Here is a 15,326-nt window from a genome sequence, read left to right as displayed (position 1 = left end):
TGGTCGCAAGCCCGGTGTCCGGCTACAGTAAGGTCTTTGTCTTCTAAGGCTTTGTGCATGACATTTCTGCGCCCTACCCTGCTGACGCTCGCTTGCCTGCTCGCCTCACCGGGCTTTGCCGACGATCTGCCGTCACTTGGCGACGCCAGTTCTGCCATTGTCTCTCCGCAACAGGAATACCAGTTGGGCCGCGCCTGGCTGGCCATGTTGCGTAGTCAGGTTGCACAGCTCAACGATCCGCAGCTCAAAGACTACGTCGAATCCAGCGTCTACAAGCTGGTGGAAACCAGCCAGGTGACCGATCGTCGCCTGGAATTCATTCTGATCAACAGCCCGCAACTCAACGCTTTCGCGGCGCCGGGTGGCGTGGTCGGGGTCAACGGTGGCCTGTTCCTCAACGCGCAGACTGAAGGCGAATACGCCTCGGTACTGGCCCACGAACTGGCTCACTTGTCACAGCGCCACTTCGCGCGCGGCGTCGAAGCTTCGCAGCGGATGCAGGTGCCGATGATGGCGGCGCTGCTCGCCGGGATCGTGATTGCCGCCGCCGGTGGCGGTGATGCCGGGATCGCGACCATCGCCGGTACTCAGGCCGCAGCCATTCAGTCGCAGCGTACCTTCTCGCGCCAGAACGAGCAGGAAGCCGACCGTATCGGCATCCTCAACCTGGAAAAGGCCGGATACGACCCGCGCTCGATGCCGACCATGTTCGAACGCCTGATGCGCCAGTATCGCTTCGACGCCAAGCCGCCAGAATTTCTGCTGACTCACCCGGTGACCGAATCGCGTATCGCCGACACCCGTAACCGCGCAGAACAAGCGCCAGCGGGCGGCATTGAAGACAGCATGCGCTATCAGTTGATCCGCGCCCGCGTACAGCTGATCTACGAAGAAACCCCGGGACTGGGCGCCAAGCGCTTTCGTGCACAACTGGACGAGAACCCGAAGAACGACGTGGCGCGTTACGGCCTGGCGATCGCTCAGATCAAGGGCGGCCAGCTCAATGAAGCCAGGGAGAATCTCAAACAGCTGCTGGCCAAGTCACCCAACGAGATCATCTACAACCTCGCGCAGATCGACCTGGACATTACCAACAACCGCCTGCCGGATGCGCAAACGCGGGTTGACCGGATGCTCACCCAGTATCCGGGCAACTACCCACTGAATCAGGTTCGGGTCGATCTGTTGCTGAAACAGAATCGCACCGCCGACGCCGAGAAAGCCCTCGACAGCCTGCTCAAATCCCGTCCGAATGATCCTGACGTGTGGTATCAGGTCGCGGAAACCCGTGGTCTGTCCGGCAATATCATCGGTCTGCATCAGGCTCGCGCCGAGTACTTCGCACTGGTCGGCGATTATCGTCAGGCGATCCAGCAGCTTGATTTTGCCAAGCGCAAGGCGGGCAGCAACTTCCCGCTGTCCTCGCGGATCGATGCACGCCAGCGCGAGCTGATGGAGCAGGAGCGCATGATCAAGGACATGATGGGCTGAGTTTTCATCAGCGACAAAAAATTCAGGTATAAAAAAACCGCCTCTTTCGAGGCGGTTTTTATTTCACCGCAACCGGGTTATTCAGCCAGTTTGAAGGTGATGAAGCTCGCGCGACCTTCACGCAGGACGCGCATCGACACCGAACGATTCTTCGGCAGCGCCTTGGCGATCTCGGCGAATTCCTTGGTGGAGCCAATGGCCTGGTTGTTCAGGTGAGTGATCACGTCACCCGGTTGCAGACCGATCAAAGCCGCAGGACCGTCCTGAACTTCCTTGATCACCACTCCGCCCTTGAGGTCGTAGGTTTTCTTCTGCTCAGCGGTCAGTTCCGCCACCGAAACGCCGAGGCGGTTGCTGCTGCTTTCCGCACCCGACTTCGGCAGTGCAGCCAGCTCTTTGTCCTCATCCGGAATCGCGCCGACAGTCAACTCGACATTCTTGCGCTTGCCGTCACGGATCACTTCGAGGCTGGCCTTGGCGCCCGCTTTCAGCGCACCGACCAAGTGTGGCAGGTCGGCGGACATGACGATCGGCTGACCGTTCATGCTCAGGATCACGTCGCCCACTTGCAGGCCACCCTTGGCTGCCGGACCGTCATCCTGAATCTGCGCAACCAGCGCACCGGCCGGCTTATCAAGACCGAACGACTCGGCCAGATCCTTGTTCACTTCCTGGATGACCACGCCCAGCCAGCCGCGGCTGACTTTGCCACCGCTTTTCAGCTGATTGGAAACGTCCATCGCCACGTCGATCGGAATGGCGAACGACACACCCATGAAGCCACCGGAACGGGTGTAGATCTGCGAGTTGATCCCGACCACTTCACCGTTCAGGTTGAACAGCGGGCCACCGGAGTTACCCGGGTTGATTGGCACGTCGGTCTGGATGAACGGCACGTAGTTTTCGTTCGGCAGGCTACGGCCGACGGCGCTGACAATACCTTGGGTCACGGTGTGGTCAAAGCCGAACGGCGAACCGATCGCCACGACCCACTGACCCGCCTTCAGGTCCTGGGACTTGCCGAGCTTGAGCACCGGCAGATCCTTGCCATCGATTTTCAGCAGGGCCACGTCGGAGCGAGGGTCGGTACCGATCAGCTTGGCTTTCATTTCACTGCGATCAGCCAGACGCACGAGGATTTCGTCGGCATCGGCAATCACATGGTTGTTGGTCAAGATGTAGCCATCGGAGGAAATGATGAAGCCCGAACCGAGCGATTGCGCTTCACGCTGACGATCGCCGCGCGGCGAACGCTGCTGAGGCGGCATGCCGCGCTCGAAGAACTCGCGCAACATTGGCGGCAAGCCTTCCAGGTCAGGCATCTGCTGGTTCACCTTGCGGTCCGGCAGCTTCTGCGTGGTACTGATGTTCACCACTGCAGGCGAGGCCTGTTCAACCAGTTGGGTGAAATCCGGCAGGTCGGCCGCCTGGACAGCGGGGACAGCCTGACCCAGCACCAGCACGGTGGCGAAAATGGAGAGATAAGACTTCAAGCTAAGTATCGACATACAGCTCCCGTTACGACGAGCAGGGTTAAGCGATATGGAGCAAGGAACACCGGGAACCGCGTGCCGGTATTTTTGTTCCGGGAACAACAGACAAGGCCAGAGCCGTGAGGCTCTGACCTATAAAAAACTTTCGGGTGATTTGCAAATGAAAATGCTGAGCAAACATTTCATCTACGTCTCGAAGAAGAAGTGGAAATGACTGAAATCAGCTCACTGCTTGCTGGTTGCAGCGCCATCGTTGCGCATCGAAAGGGCAATCCTCTCGGCCGTGCCGATTGGAATTTCGCCGACCACCGTCACCATCATCTCGCCCTCAGGCGTAGTGAGGCGGCGGGAAACAGCGACAGTCGGCCCCAACTGCGTGCGGGTATCGGTCACTGTTGCACCGTTCAACGGCTCAAGAAATACCGAAAACCGCGCCAGCCCGTCGTCATACATCAGGCTGCTGACTTGAGTTTTGGTTTCCGAATCTTTGTGTGAAGTACTGCTGGTCAGCACGAAACCCGGAGGCAGCCAGTCGGAATGCCAGACCTGAGCCGTTTTCACGGCAGACGCCTTGTCACTATCAATAGTGACGGCCTTGCACTCGGTGCCAGCTTGCAGATCTTTGTCCGACGGGACATCAGCGGTATCGAGGCTGGTGAACTGGAAACGCTCGAGTAGCTGCCCTTTGTCGTTGAGCAACAACGACTTCAGTGGCAAACCGGTCTGTTTATCCAGATGCAGCTCGAAACCATAACGATGCTGGTCGCGGGGCGTCAGCGATACAATGACCGCATCACGCCCGGCCACGCGCGACTTGCCGATGACGGCAAGCTCATACCAGTTTTTCAGCTTTTGGGGATCAAGCGAACGAGCGGTCGAGTTGGGAGAGTCTCCCAACCCCGCAATCAGAGTGCCGCTGACGCATTGAGTATGCCCATCAACACGCACGACTTCCTGAGCCGAGCCGTCGAGCTGAAGCAAACGCTCGCGGACCTGACCGTTCTGGACACGATGCCAGATATTGTGGGTAGAAAAACTACCGTTACGCTCGTATACGAAAGTGCCTTGGAAGCTTTGCTGCTGCTCCGCCTGACCCAGGCGGATCAGCCAGTCCTGGGCCTCGTCGGCATGGGCTGGAACAATGAACCAGCCGCTAAGCAGAAGCGAAAGTAGAGGTATGGCGCGCATGATCCTCCTTAACGGTTTTCCATGCTTGCTGCACGCGCATAAGGCAGAGCGCTTTCAGTACCTTTCAACGCAGCTTGCTGGGCATGCTGACGCAGATAGCCTGGCAGACGCTGATCGTGCCAGCCTGGCTGACCTTGCAGGACGCCGTTGGCCATCGGCCCCGTAGTTTCCGAGCTTTCCTTGTAGCCTGCCAGAACAGCCGGGCCTTTGACCTGCGGCGCAACCAGCGAAGGCTGATTGGACTGCTGGGCCAGTTCGACGCCAGCGATTTCGTCCTGGTTGTACAGGCGCACACCAGCCAGTACCGCAACGGTCACCGAAGCCGCAACGGCCAGACGACCCAGGTTGCGCCAAGGGCCGCGGGATACTTTGGCTGGAGCCGTTTCGTCTTCCAGCGCAGCAGAAACTGCCGCAGCAATATCCAGACGCGGAAGCAGCAGATCCTTGTGCATGGCTGCCCGAGCGATCTGATAACGAGCCCAGGTCTCACGGGTTTCAACATCGTCCAGTGCATTGATCACTCGACGCAATTCCAGTTCGTCCGCTTCGTTATCCATCACTGCGGACAGCGATTCCTGCAGGGCTTCACGACTCATGGCGTTCCTCTCTTGGCTGTCGCCGCTGTCTCAGTTTTCCTGCAACAACGGCTGCAGGGCTTTATCGATGGCCTCCCGGGCGCGGAAAATCCGGGAGCGCACGGTACCCACCGGACACTGCATGACGCTCGCAATGTCCTCGTAACTCAGACCATCGAATTCACGTAAAGTTAAAGCCGTACGTAAATCCTCTGGCAGTTGCTGAATGGTTCGATGGACGGTGCCTTCGATCTCATCCCGCAGCAACGCGCGTTCCGGCGATTCGAGATCCTTCAGGCCGTGATCGCCGTCGTAGAACTCTGCGTCTTCAGAACTTACATCGCTATCCGGCGGCCGGCGGCCGCGTGAAACCAGATAGTTCTTTGCCGTGTTGATGGCAATGCGGTAAAGCCACGTATAGAACGCGCTGTCTCCGCGAAAGTTTCCTAGCGCTCGGTAGGCCTTGATAAAGGCTTCCTGAGCCACATCCTGGGCTTCATGGGTGTCGTGCACGAAACGCACGATCAACCCGAGAATTTTGTGCTGATATTTCAGCACCAGCAGATCGAAAGCTCGCTTGTCGCCACGCTGAACGCGCTCGACCAGCTGCTGATCCTCTTCCTGGGTTAGCATGAACACTCCTCGATAAGCATGGAGGAGGCTTGCATAACTAAACGACCAGACTTGCAAACATAGACTCGGGCTTTTCGCAAAAGTTCTCCCCCTCCAGGCAAGTTTCCTGCGGGCTCTGATTTGGCACGCACGAAAAACGCAGCGCGGGATAAACCGGCTGCGCGAATAATCTTGTCATCGGTTCGCCGGCAAAAACCCAATCGCAGGTTCTGCATTGAAGCCGACACTGTCCCGTGCTTCTGGCAACTGACTATTGATCTTGGGCCTCTGGCAAAAGTTCCAATTATTTATAGCCGTGCTGAAGCGACATTGAGCAACCGCGTGCTGAAAAAGCCTGTTTCATCCTCGATACAGTCGCCTTTTCCCAAAACGACAGAAAAAAACGTCCGACGAAACGTCAAGCTTTTGTCGTCACAGTAGTTTCACAATGCCATACGGGCCCGGCTATTGTGCCGCTCCACCCCTCTATATACTAGTGGGCTGTGTGGCTGTCTTGACTCGCCGATCCAGCTGTCCTGCGCCACCCCCGATCCGGGTCGCTTTGAGCGGAATCCTGAAATGAGCCAACAGTTTCAACACGATGTTCTGGTGATTGGCAGCGGCGCTGCCGGTTTGAGTCTCGCGCTGACCCTGCCGGGTCATTTGCGCATTGCCGTATTGAGCAAAGGTGATCTGGCCAACGGCTCGACTTATTGGGCCCAGGGCGGCGTCGCTGCCGTGCTGGACGATACCGATACTGTCGAATCCCACGTCGACGACACCCTGAATGCCGGCGGCGGTCTGTGCCATGAAGACGCGGTGCGTTTTACCGTCGAGCACAGCCGCGAAGCCATCCAGTGGCTGATCGACCAGGGGGTGCCGTTCACCCGCGACGAACAGTCCGGCACCGAAGACGGCGGTTTCGAATTCCACCTGACTCGCGAAGGCGGCCACAGCCATCGGCGCATCATCCATGCCGCGGACGCAACCGGCGCAGCGATTTTCACCACCCTCCTCGCCCAGGCCAGAGAGCGCAGCAACATCGAACTGCTGGAGCAGCGAGTTGCCGTTGATCTGATCACCGAACGCCGTCTGGGCATGAATGGCGAGCGCTGCCTCGGCGCCTATGTGCTGAATCGCGCGACCGGCGAAGTCGACACCTACGGCGCACGCTTCGTGATCCTCGCGTCCGGCGGCGCCGCCAAGGTCTACCTCTATACCAGTAACCCCGACGGCGCTTGCGGTGACGGCATCGCCATGGCCTGGCGCTCGGGCTGCCGAGTGGCGAACCTGGAATTCAACCAGTTCCACCCTACGTGCCTGTATCACCCGCAGGCCAAGAGTTTCCTGATCACTGAAGCCTTGCGTGGCGAAGGCGCGCACCTGAAGCTGCCCAACGGCGAACGGTTCATGCCGCGCTTCGACAAACGTGCCGAACTGGCGCCACGCGACATCGTCGCCCGCGCCATCGACCATGAAATGAAGCGCCTGGGCGTCGACTGCGTCTATCTCGACATCAGCCACAAGCCTGAAGCCTTCATCAAAAACCACTTCCCGACCGTCTACGAACGTTGCCTGGGTTTCGGCATCGACATCACCAAACAGCCGATCCCGGTCGTGCCGGCGGCGCACTACACCTGTGGTGGGGTAATGGTCGATCAGCATGGTCGTACCGACGTGCCGGGGCTGTACGCCATCGGCGAAACCAGCTTCACCGGCCTGCACGGGGCCAACCGCATGGCCAGCAACTCGCTGCTCGAATGCTTCGTTTATGCCCGCTCGGCGGCAGCGGACATCCTTGCACAACTGGATGACGTCACCGCGCCAACCGCCCTGCCCGAGTGGGACGCCAGCCAGGTCACCGATTCCGACGAAGACGTGATCATCGCCCACAACTGGGACGAGCTGCGCCGCTTCATGTGGGACTACGTCGGCATCGTGCGCACCAACAAGCGCTTGCAACGAGCGCAGCACCGCGTGCGTCTGTTGCTGGACGAGATCGACGAGTTCTACAGTAACTATAAAGTCAGCCGCGACCTGATCGAGCTACGCAATCTGGCGCAAGTCGCCGAACTGATGATCTGCTCAGCCATGGAGCGCAAGGAAAGTCGCGGTCTGCATTACACCCTCGACTACCCGAACCTGCTGCCCGAGGCGCTCGACACTATTCTGGTGCCGCCCACCTACGCCGGCTGAACTTGAGCCGCACTCGCAGGCGTCGGTGCACATCCGCTGCCTGCGAGTCTCGCGGTACACAGATCGAGCGCACCCGCCGCTCCCCGCGCAAACGAAAGCGCAGCACCACGATCAACGGCAACGCCAGGCTGTCAGGGCGCAGCTGGACTGCTTGCCAGCCGCCCGCCTGATTCCACAATTGCCAGCCATCGGCATCGCGGCGCAATCGGCAAAAAGCCTGCGGATGCGTCAGCAGAATCTGCCGTGGCAACACCCACACGGCGTGCAGCAGACAGGCGAAAGCCCCGAGCAGACAGGCCCAGAGTGGAATCGACAGGAGAAACAACACACCCAGCGCGAACGCCTGGGTCAACAGATACGCCGCCAGCAACTGCCGAGAGGCATGCCAGCGGCATTCGAACGTATTACTTGGGCTGAACACGGTCCAGGATCATCCGGACCATGCGCTGCAGCTCAGGGTCTTCGGACTCACTGCGCTCCATGAACCAGCCGAACATGTCCTGATCCTCACAGGTCAGCAGACGGACATACAAGTCGCGATCGACCTGGTTGAGGTGCGGATAGACCTCTTTCACGAACGGCACCAGCAGCACGTCAAGTTCCAGCATGCCGCGGCGGCTGTGCCAGAAGAGGCGATTGAGTTCAACTTGTTCGACCATGGAGCCCTCCTCAAATAGGCGCGCAGTATACAGCCCCGGCGCGGGTCGCACAGTCGGCTTTGGTCGGGCACCACCGATCCTTTATCAACTACCCATTTCAACAACGCGCCCTTATGATGTGCCCCAGACTTTTTTACCCTGCGATGACCCATGGCCGATTCTGCTTTTTTCTGCACCCTGTCTCATGAAGGCGTACTCGCGGTTCGCGGCGTGGATGCCGGCAAATTCCTGCAAGGCCAATTGACCTGCAACATCAATTACCTCAGCGACAGCCAGGCCAGCCTGGGCGCGCGCTGCACGCAAAAAGGCCGGATGCAGTCGAGCTTCCGCATTCTGCTCGAAGGTGACGGCGTGCTGCTGGCAATGGCCAGTGAACTGCTGGAGCCGCAACTGGCGGATCTGAAAAAGTACGCGGTGTTCTCCAAATCCAAATTGACCGACGAAAGCGCCGCCTGGGTGCGTTTTGGCCTGGAGCACGGCGACGCCGCGTTGGCCAGCCTGGGTCTGAACCTGCCAGGCGAAACCGACGGCGTGGTGCGCAACGCAGGCCTGATCGCGATTCGCGTCTCGCCGGATCGCGCCGAACTCTGGGTACCGGCCGATCAAGCCGATGCCATCAAAGCCAAGTTGGCCACCGCCCTGCCTGAAGGCAAATTGAACCAATGGCTGCTGGGGCAGATTCGCGCCGGTATCGGTCAGGTCATGCCGACCACCCGCGAGTTGTTCATCCCGCAGATGCTCAACCTGCAGGCCGTCGGTGGCGTGAGTTTCAAGAAAGGTTGCTACACCGGCCAGGAAATCGTCGCGCGCATGCAGTACCTGGGCAAGCTCAAGCGTCGCCTCTATCGCGTAGAACTTGACGCGACTGAACTGCCAGAGCCGGGCACCCCGCTGTTCGCCCCAAGCCACAGCAGCGCCATCGGCGAAGTGGTGATTGCGGCCCGCGCCGCAGAAAAGATTGAACTGTTGGCGGTGTTGCAGGCCGAAGCTGCCGAAGCGGGTGATCTGCACCTGGGCGACCTCGAAGGGCCAGCCCTGCATTTGCTCGACCTGCCCTACGAACTGGATCGCGACCGCGAAATCCAGCGCTGATCGCAGCTTTTGTTGCAACACCCTAGAGAATCTACATGAGCGAGCTGGCGGATAAGGTCCAACAGGATTTGGTTGAGGCCATCGATAACGATGACCTGGTTCTGCCAACGTTACCGGAAGTGGCCCTGCAAATTCGCAAGGCCGCCGAAGACCCGGAGATCAGTGTCAGCGACCTGAGCAAAGTGATTGGCCGCGACACGGCGTTGTCGGCGCGACTGATCAAAGTGGTCAACAGCCCGTTGCTGCGCGCGACCCAGGAAGTCACCGACCTGCACACCGCGATCACCCGACTGGTGGTGAACTACAGCAGCAACCTGGCGATCGGCCTGGTGATGGAACAGATCTTCCACGCCCGCTCCGAGGTGGTCGAACAGAAGATGCGCGAAGTCTGGCGCAAGAGCCTGGAGATCGCCGGCGTCAGCTACGCCCTGTGCCGTCGGCACACCCAACTCAAACCTGATCAGGCGGCGTTGGGCGGACTGGTGCATCAGATCGGCGTACTGCCGATTCTGACCTATGCCGAAGATCACTACGAACTGCTGTCAGACCCGGTCAGCCTCAACCATGTGATCGACCACATTCACCCGCTGCTGGGCGACAAGCTGTTGCGGGTCTGGGAGTTTCCCGAACAACTGGTGGCGTTGCCGGGGCTGTACCTGGATTTCAAACGCGACTCGGCGCACCTCGATTACGTCGATCTGGTGCAGGTGGCGAGTCTGTATTGTCACAAGGACAGCGATCATCCGATTGCGCGGATTGACCCGCTCAGCGTGCCGGCGTTCAGGAAGCTTGGGATCGATCCGGAGAACAAGGAGTTGTGCGCGGATCTGCAAGAATCGCGGACGATGTTTTACTGATCCGGAACCGCGGCGCGGCCTTCGCGAGCAAGCCCGCACCAAAACCACATTTATCCGGCAATAAAACTCACCCGGACCTTCAAACCGGCCTGCTCTCCATCGTGCAAGGTGATCTGCGCCAGATGCGCCCGGCAGATCTCTCCGACAATCGCCAGCCCCAACCCTGAACCCGCGACCTGCTGATTGCGCCGATAGAAGCGTTCAAACACCCGATCACGCTCTTCCAGCGGAATCCCCGGCCCGTCATCTTCAACCTCAAGCACCGCCGGCGCTGCGACCCGCAGAATCACGTTGCCGCCCGGTGGCGTATGCGCCAGTGCGTTGTCCACCAGATTGCTCAGCAGCTCATTGAGCAACGTCGGCTCACCGCGCAGCCACACCGGCTCATCCGCCTCCAGAGCCAGCGCGACCCCGCGCGCATGAGCCAACGGCGCCATAGCCATGCCCAGCTCGCGGGCCAACTGACTCAGATCGAGCAGTTGCGCGCCGCCCTCGGCAATCGCCCGGGCACCGTTTTCCACCCGCGCCAGCGACAGCAGTTGATTGGCCAGATGGGTCAGGCGATCAGTGCTTTGCGCAGAGGATTCCAGGGTTGTGCGCCAGGTTTCCGCTTCAGTCGAACGCAGCCCAAGTTCCAGCCGCGCCTTCAACGCCGCCAGTGGCGTGCGCAGTTCGTGGGCGGCATCGGCGATGAACTGCGCCTGCCGCTCGAACTGCCCGCGCAAGCGTTCGGTGAAGTGATTGAGCGCGCGCACCAGCGGCCACAATTCATGTTGCACTTCCACCAGCGGCAGCGGCCGCAAATCATCGGGCTGACGCTCCTCCACCGCCGTGCGCAAACGCTCCAGCGGGCGCAGCGCGGCACTCACCGCAAACCACACCAGCAACAAGGCGCCGATCGCGAGCATGCCCAGACGCAGCAGCGTATCGGCCGCCAGACTGCGGGCCATGCTGACTCGCGCCTCGTCGGTTTCGGCGACACGGATTTCCGCCATGCCATTCATGTTCGGTTCGGTGACCGCTTTGAGCAGGCTGACCACGCGCACGTTCTGCCCGCGATAGGTCGCGTTATAGAAGCGCGCGAGCGCTGGATAATCGTCAGTTCTTGGCGTACCGGGTGGTGGTCCGGGCAGGTTTTCGTAGCCGGAAATCAGCTTCTGGTGGATGTCGTTGACCTGGTAGTAAATCCGCCCGGCGCTGTCGTAAGCGAAGGTGTCCAGCGCCACGTAGGGCACGTCGGCGCTGAGGGTGCCGTCGCGCTGCGACAGGCCGGCGGCGATGGTCCGCGCCGAGGCCAGCAGGGTGCGGTCGTAGGCGGTGTCGGCGGCTTCGCGCCCGTTCCAGTACGCGCTCAGACCACTGGCGAGCATCAGCACCACCAGCAACAACGCGAGGTTCCACAGCAACCGCCAGCGCAGGCTGCTGGGCTTATGCATCGCGGCTTTCCAGCAAGTAGCCGAGGCCACGGAAGGTCACGATCGCCACCGGTTGGCCGTCGAGTTTCTTGCGCAGGCGATGCACGTAGATTTCGATGGCATCGGGGCTGGCTTCTTCGTCGAGACCGAACACCTGTGCCGCCAGTTGCTCCTTGCTCATCACCCGGCCCGGGCGGGCGATCAACGCTTCGAGCACGGCTTGTTCGCGGGAGGTCAGTGTCAGCAGTTCTTCGCCGAGACTGAAGCGCCGGGTGTCGAGATCGTAGGCCAGCACGCCGCAGCGCTGCTGACGCTCGCCACCGAGCACACTGCGCCGCAACAGAGCTTTGACCCGGGCTTCGAGCTCGGTCAGTTCGAACGGTTTGGCCAGGTAATCGTCAGCGCCGAGATTCAAGCCGTGTACGCGGTCCTTCACATCGCTGCGCGCTGTCAGCATCAACACCGGCAGGTTCTTGCCACGTGCGCGCAGGCGTGCCAGCACCTCGAAACCGTCCATGCGCGGCAGGCCGACATCGAGGATCGCCATCGCGTATTCCTCGCTGCCCAGCGCCAGGTCGGCGGCCACGCCATCGTGCAACACGTCCACGGTCAGACCGGTGCTCTTGAGCGCCTGGGCGACGCTTTCGGCCAGTTGCAAATGGTCTTCGACGAGCAGAACACGCATGGATCTCTACCTCATTCAGGGATGGCCGACGCCACTCTTTGCCGCGGAGTTTACAGCCGCAACCGCCGCTGTGAAGCCCGAAACCCGCGAAATCCAGCTGAAAGGTTAGCGAAAGGTTAGCCCGTTAGAGTCCGGTCACGGACAGTTTCGACTGCCGTCGCTGCTGCCACACAGCGATACGAAAAACGCCTCGAAGCGTTTTCGACCAATAAGAACAATAAACGGAGTACACCCGCATGCCGTCCTTGCAGACCAAGGCTTCTACGCCTGTTCGTCCTTCTCGTTTGCGCCACGCCACCCTCGCCAGCACCGCTGCCCTCGCCGGTTTTTCGCCGCTGAGCTACGCCGACTTCATCAAAGACAGTTCCGCCACCTTCGAAACCCGCAACATGTACTTCAACCGCGACTTTCGCGACGGCACCAGTGCCCAGCAAAGCAAGCGTGATGAATGGGCGCAGGGTTTCATGCTCAACCTGCAATCGGGTTACACCGACGGCACCGTGGGCTTCGGTGTCGATGCGCTGGGCATGCTCGGGGTCAAACTTGATTCGAGTCCGGATCGTACCGGCACCGGCCTGCTGCCGACCCACGATGACGGGCGCGCCGCCAACGAATACTCGAAAGTCGGCCTGACCGGCAAAGTGAAAATCTCCGCCACCGAACTGAAAATCGGCAGCCTGATTCCCGAACTGCCGATTCTCAAACCGAATGACGGGCGCATCCTGCCGCAGACGTTTGAAGGTGGTTTGCTGACCTCCAAAGAGATCAAGAACCTGACCTTCACCGGCGGGCGCCTGGAGAAAGCCAAGGATCGCGACAGCACCGATTTCGAAGACATCGCCCTCAACAACAAGAACAGCCGCTTCGCAGGCACCGTGGCCGGCAAGCATTTCGATTTTGCCGGCGTGGACTACAAGTTCACCGACAAGATCACCGGCAGTTACCACTTCGCCCAGCTCGACGAAGTCTATAACCAGCACTTCTTCGGTCTGGTCGCCTCGCGGCCGATGGGCCCGGGCACCTTCGCCACCGACCTGCGCTTTGCCGTCAGTGACGATCAGGGCGCGGCCCGTGGTGGCGAGATCGACAACCGCTCGCTCAACGGTCTGGTCAGCTATGCCCTGAGCGGCCACAAGTTCAGCGCCGGTTATCAGCACATGTCCGGCGACAGCGCGTTCCCGTATGTCGATGGCAGCGACCCGTACCTGGTCAACTTCGTGCAGATCAACGACTTTGCCGGCGCCGAAGAACGCTCCTGGCAGGCGCGTTACGATTTCGACTTCGCCCGCCTCGGCATCCCTGGCCTGTCGTTCATGAGCCGTTACCTGAGCGGTGACAACATCAAGCTCAAGAATGGCGAAGAAGGCAAAGAGTGGGAGCGCAACACCGAGATCAAATATGTAGTACAAAGCGGCGCCCTGAAGGACGTTGCCGTACGCCTGCGTAATGCCACCTACCGTTCCAACTACTCCGCTCGCGATGCCGATGAAGTGCGTCTGCTGGTGAGCTATAGCGTTGCCCTTTGGTAATTCAGTACGTCCATAACAACAACTCCCAAGGAGACATAGATGAACTTATCACTGCGTAAAGTTGCTCTGGCCGCTGGCGTCATGTTGTTCGCCGGCCAACTGATGGCCGAACCGAAACGTCCGGAATGCATCGCCCCGGCCTCCCCCGGCGGTGGTTTTGACCTGACCTGCAAACTGGCGCAGAGCGCGCTGGTCAACGAAAAACTGCTGACCAAACCGATGCGCGTGACCTACATGCCCGGCGGTGTCGGCGCGGTGGCGTACAACGCGGTCGTCGCCCAGCGCCCGGCCGACGCCGGCACGCTGGTGGCGTGGTCCAGCGGTTCGCTGCTGAATCTGGCGCAAGGCAAGTTTGGTCGTTTCGATGAAACCAATGTGCGCTGGCTGGCCGCCGTCGGCACCAGTTACGGTGCCATCGCGGTGAAAAGCGATTCGCCTTACAAGACCCTCGACGATCTGGTCAAAGCCCTGAAGAAAGATCCGAGCTCCGTGGTGATCGGTTCCGGCGGCACCGTCGGCAGCCAGGACTGGATGCAGACCGCACTGATCGCCAAGGCTGCCGGGATCAACCCGCGTGACCTGCGTTACGTCGCCCTCGAAGGCGGCGGCGAAATCGCTACTGCACTGCTCGGCGGTCACATCCAGGTGGGTAGTACCGACATCTCCGACTCCATGCCGCATATCCAGAGCGGTGACATGCGGCTGCTCGCGGTGTTCGCCGATAAACGCATCGACGAACCGGAAATGAAAGACATCCCGACCGCGCGCGAGCAGGGCTACGACATCGTCTGGCCGGTGGTGCGTGGTTTCTACCTTGGGCCAAAAGTCAGCGACGAAGACTACGCCTGGTGGAAAGACGCCTTCGACAAACTGCTGGCCTCCGATGAGTTCGCCAAGCTGCGCGATCAGCGTGAACTGTTTCCGTTCGCTATGACCGGCCCGGAGCTGGACACCTACGTGAAGAAGCAGGTCGCGGACTACAAAGTGCTGGCCAAAGAGTTCGGCCTGATTCAGTGATCGTCTCTGTCTAGCGGCTGCGGCCTCGCGCATCGAGGCCTCGGCACAGGAGTTTCCCATGCTCTTACAACGCATTTTCGCCTCGGTGCTGTTGCTGGCCTGCGTCGGCCTGGCGCTGATGGCGTGGCCGTATCAAGCGGCTTTTTCTTATGAACCGGTCGGCCCACGCGCCTTTCCTCTGCTGATGCTCGGCCTGATGGGCGTGGCGCTGCTGTACATGGTGTTCCGCCCGGCACCGATCAAACACAGCGAAGACGAGCCGCCGCTGGATCGCGAAACCCTGACCAAGATCGGCATCTGCGTGCTGTTGCTGCTGGTCTTCGCCGGCCTGTTCGAACCGCTGGGCTTCATCCTCAGCAGCATCCTGATCGGCATCCCGATGGCGCGCCTGTATGGCGGTCGCTGGTTGCCAAGCATTGTGGTCACGACATTGATGGCCATCGGTCTGTACCTGCTGTTCGACCGTCTGATGGACGTTCCGCTGCCTTTGGGCCTGCTCGACGTTCTGGAGAACTGA

Annotated in this window: 15 protein-coding genes; 7 read left to right on the top strand and 8 right to left on the bottom strand. The window is 60.3% G+C overall.

Translation table 11 applies throughout. The annotated features are described in order from the left end of the window. The first annotated feature begins 57 nt into the window (after nucleotides 1-57). Nucleotides 58-1,491, top strand: a complete 1,434-nt coding sequence (locus tag AC3WMV_RS23300; protein WP_007963277.1) for a M48 family metalloprotease — start codon at nucleotides 58-60, stop codon at nucleotides 1,489-1,491. Nucleotides 1,492-1,568: 77 nt separating this feature from the next. Here AC3WMV_RS23300 and AC3WMV_RS23295 read toward each other — a convergent pair whose 3' ends face one another. The 4 genes from AC3WMV_RS23295 to rpoE all read right to left on the bottom strand — a co-directional run bounded on the left by AC3WMV_RS23295 (nucleotide 1,569) and on the right by rpoE (nucleotide 5,380). Continuing rightward, entirely contained in the window at nucleotides 1,569-2,999 is a 1,431-nt protein-coding gene (locus AC3WMV_RS23295) for a DegQ family serine endoprotease (protein WP_096796602.1), read from the bottom strand. Nucleotides 3,000-3,209: 210 nt separating this feature from the next. Then, nucleotides 3,210-4,172 carry a MucB/RseB C-terminal domain-containing protein gene (locus tag AC3WMV_RS23290; protein WP_097086674.1) on the bottom strand — a complete coding sequence of 321 codons (963 nt, stop codon included), beginning with the start codon at nucleotides 4,170-4,172 and terminating at the stop codon, nucleotides 3,210-3,212. An 8-nt stretch (nucleotides 4,173-4,180) separates the two neighbouring features. Continuing rightward, entirely contained in the window at nucleotides 4,181-4,768 is a 588-nt protein-coding gene (locus AC3WMV_RS23285; protein ID WP_003222558.1) for a sigma-E factor negative regulatory protein, read from the bottom strand. A gap of 30 nt (nucleotides 4,769-4,798) precedes the next feature. Then, nucleotides 4,799-5,380 carry an RNA polymerase sigma factor RpoE/AlgU gene (rpoE, locus tag AC3WMV_RS23280; RefSeq protein WP_003172477.1) on the bottom strand — a complete coding sequence of 194 codons (582 nt, stop codon included), beginning with the start codon at nucleotides 5,378-5,380 and terminating at the stop codon, nucleotides 4,799-4,801. A gap of 558 nt (nucleotides 5,381-5,938) precedes the next feature. On the opposite strand from rpoE, the gene nadB reads away from it, so the two are divergent. Next, nucleotides 5,939-7,555 (top strand): L-aspartate oxidase, encoded by a 1,617-nt coding sequence (gene nadB / locus AC3WMV_RS23275; RefSeq protein ID WP_103368268.1) that lies wholly within the window; start codon nucleotides 5,939-5,941, stop codon nucleotides 7,553-7,555. On the opposite strand, the gene AC3WMV_RS23270 is transcribed toward nadB, so the two are convergent. Together AC3WMV_RS23270 and AC3WMV_RS23265 are read right to left on the bottom strand one after the other, a co-directional pair. Then, nucleotides 7,524-7,976, bottom strand: a complete 453-nt coding sequence (locus AC3WMV_RS23270) for a protein YgfX (protein ID WP_097086670.1) — start codon at nucleotides 7,974-7,976, stop codon at nucleotides 7,524-7,526. The two genes, nadB and AC3WMV_RS23270, sit on opposite strands and share 32 nt — an antisense overlap. Then, nucleotides 7,960-8,214, bottom strand: coding sequence for an FAD assembly factor SdhE (locus tag AC3WMV_RS23265; protein ID WP_003222550.1), 255 nt, complete (start codon nucleotides 8,212-8,214; stop codon nucleotides 7,960-7,962). The genes AC3WMV_RS23270 and AC3WMV_RS23265 overlap by 17 nt, the downstream gene beginning before the upstream one ends. 150 nt (nucleotides 8,215-8,364) lie before the next feature. Here AC3WMV_RS23265 and ygfZ point away from each other — a divergent pair, with 150 nt between their 5' ends. Both ygfZ and AC3WMV_RS23255 read left to right on the top strand, forming a co-directional pair. Then, nucleotides 8,365-9,306: a CAF17-like 4Fe-4S cluster assembly/insertion protein YgfZ gene (ygfZ, locus tag AC3WMV_RS23260; RefSeq protein WP_103368267.1), complete on the top strand. Its 942-nt coding sequence runs from the start codon at nucleotides 8,365-8,367 to the stop codon at nucleotides 9,304-9,306. Nucleotides 9,307-9,341: 35 nt separating this feature from the next. Then, nucleotides 9,342-10,163: an HDOD domain-containing protein gene (locus tag AC3WMV_RS23255; RefSeq protein WP_103368266.1), complete on the top strand. Its 822-nt coding sequence runs from the start codon at nucleotides 9,342-9,344 to the stop codon at nucleotides 10,161-10,163. A gap of 50 nt (nucleotides 10,164-10,213) precedes the next feature. Here AC3WMV_RS23255 and AC3WMV_RS23250 read toward each other — a convergent pair whose 3' ends face one another. Further along, the gene (locus AC3WMV_RS23250; protein WP_027614456.1) at nucleotides 10,214-11,599 is read right to left on the bottom strand and encodes a sensor histidine kinase; all 1,386 of its coding nucleotides are present in this window, start codon (nucleotides 11,597-11,599) and stop codon (nucleotides 10,214-10,216) included. After that, a complete protein-coding gene (locus tag AC3WMV_RS23245) occupies nucleotides 11,592-12,263 on the bottom strand; it encodes a response regulator (protein WP_003222545.1) in 672 nt (223 codons plus the stop codon). The genes AC3WMV_RS23250 and AC3WMV_RS23245 overlap by 8 nt, the downstream gene beginning before the upstream one ends. Before the next feature lie 236 nt (nucleotides 12,264-12,499). On the opposite strand from AC3WMV_RS23245, the gene AC3WMV_RS23240 reads away from it, so the two are divergent. The 3 genes from AC3WMV_RS23240 to AC3WMV_RS23230 are packed head-to-tail and all read left to right on the top strand — an operon-like array spanning nucleotide 12,500 to nucleotide 15,326. After that, nucleotides 12,500-13,792, top strand: coding sequence for an OprD family porin (locus AC3WMV_RS23240; protein WP_097086665.1), 1,293 nt, complete (start codon nucleotides 12,500-12,502; stop codon nucleotides 13,790-13,792). 39 nt (nucleotides 13,793-13,831) lie between these two features. Then, nucleotides 13,832-14,809: a Bug family tripartite tricarboxylate transporter substrate binding protein gene (locus AC3WMV_RS23235; protein WP_027614454.1), complete on the top strand. Its 978-nt coding sequence runs from the start codon at nucleotides 13,832-13,834 to the stop codon at nucleotides 14,807-14,809. Nucleotides 14,810-14,867: 58 nt separating this feature from the next. After that, nucleotides 14,868-15,326 carry a tripartite tricarboxylate transporter TctB family protein gene (locus AC3WMV_RS23230; protein ID WP_027614453.1) on the top strand — a complete coding sequence of 153 codons (459 nt, stop codon included), beginning with the start codon at nucleotides 14,868-14,870 and terminating at the stop codon, nucleotides 15,324-15,326.

The organism is Pseudomonas sp. FW305-3-2-15-E-TSA4 (genome assembly GCF_058787295.1).
Note: the sequence above shows the minus strand (reverse complement) of the source record. Positions and strands in the feature narration are given on the sequence as shown.

Bases quoted from the DNA above. Each gene is read 5' to 3' on its own strand.
- AC3WMV_RS23300 (WP_007963277.1), top strand. From the start codon at position 58: ATGACATTTCTGCGCCCTACCCTGCTGACGCTCGCTTGCCTGCTCGCC.
- AC3WMV_RS23295 (WP_096796602.1), bottom strand. From the start codon at position 2,999: ATGTCGATACTTAGCTTGAAGTCTTATCTCTCCATTTTCGCCACCGTG.
- AC3WMV_RS23290 (WP_097086674.1), bottom strand. From the start codon at position 4,172: ATGCGCGCCATACCTCTACTTTCGCTTCTGCTTAGCGGCTGGTTCATT.
- AC3WMV_RS23285 (WP_003222558.1), bottom strand. From the start codon at position 4,768: ATGAGTCGTGAAGCCCTGCAGGAATCGCTGTCCGCAGTGATGGATAAC.
- rpoE (WP_003172477.1), bottom strand. From the start codon at position 5,380: ATGCTAACCCAGGAAGAGGATCAGCAGCTGGTCGAGCGCGTTCAGCGT.
- nadB (WP_103368268.1), top strand. From the start codon at position 5,939: ATGAGCCAACAGTTTCAACACGATGTTCTGGTGATTGGCAGCGGCGCT.
- AC3WMV_RS23265 (WP_003222550.1), bottom strand. From the start codon at position 8,214: ATGGTCGAACAAGTTGAACTCAATCGCCTCTTCTGGCACAGCCGCCGC.
- ygfZ (WP_103368267.1), top strand. From the start codon at position 8,365: ATGGCCGATTCTGCTTTTTTCTGCACCCTGTCTCATGAAGGCGTACTC.
- AC3WMV_RS23255 (WP_103368266.1), top strand. From the start codon at position 9,342: ATGAGCGAGCTGGCGGATAAGGTCCAACAGGATTTGGTTGAGGCCATC.
- AC3WMV_RS23250 (WP_027614456.1), bottom strand. From the start codon at position 11,599: ATGCATAAGCCCAGCAGCCTGCGCTGGCGGTTGCTGTGGAACCTCGCG.
- AC3WMV_RS23245 (WP_003222545.1), bottom strand. From the start codon at position 12,263: ATGCGTGTTCTGCTCGTCGAAGACCATTTGCAACTGGCCGAAAGCGTC.
- AC3WMV_RS23240 (WP_097086665.1), top strand. From the start codon at position 12,500: ATGCCGTCCTTGCAGACCAAGGCTTCTACGCCTGTTCGTCCTTCTCGT.
- AC3WMV_RS23235 (WP_027614454.1), top strand. From the start codon at position 13,832: ATGAACTTATCACTGCGTAAAGTTGCTCTGGCCGCTGGCGTCATGTTG.
- AC3WMV_RS23230 (WP_027614453.1), top strand. From the start codon at position 14,868: ATGCTCTTACAACGCATTTTCGCCTCGGTGCTGTTGCTGGCCTGCGTC.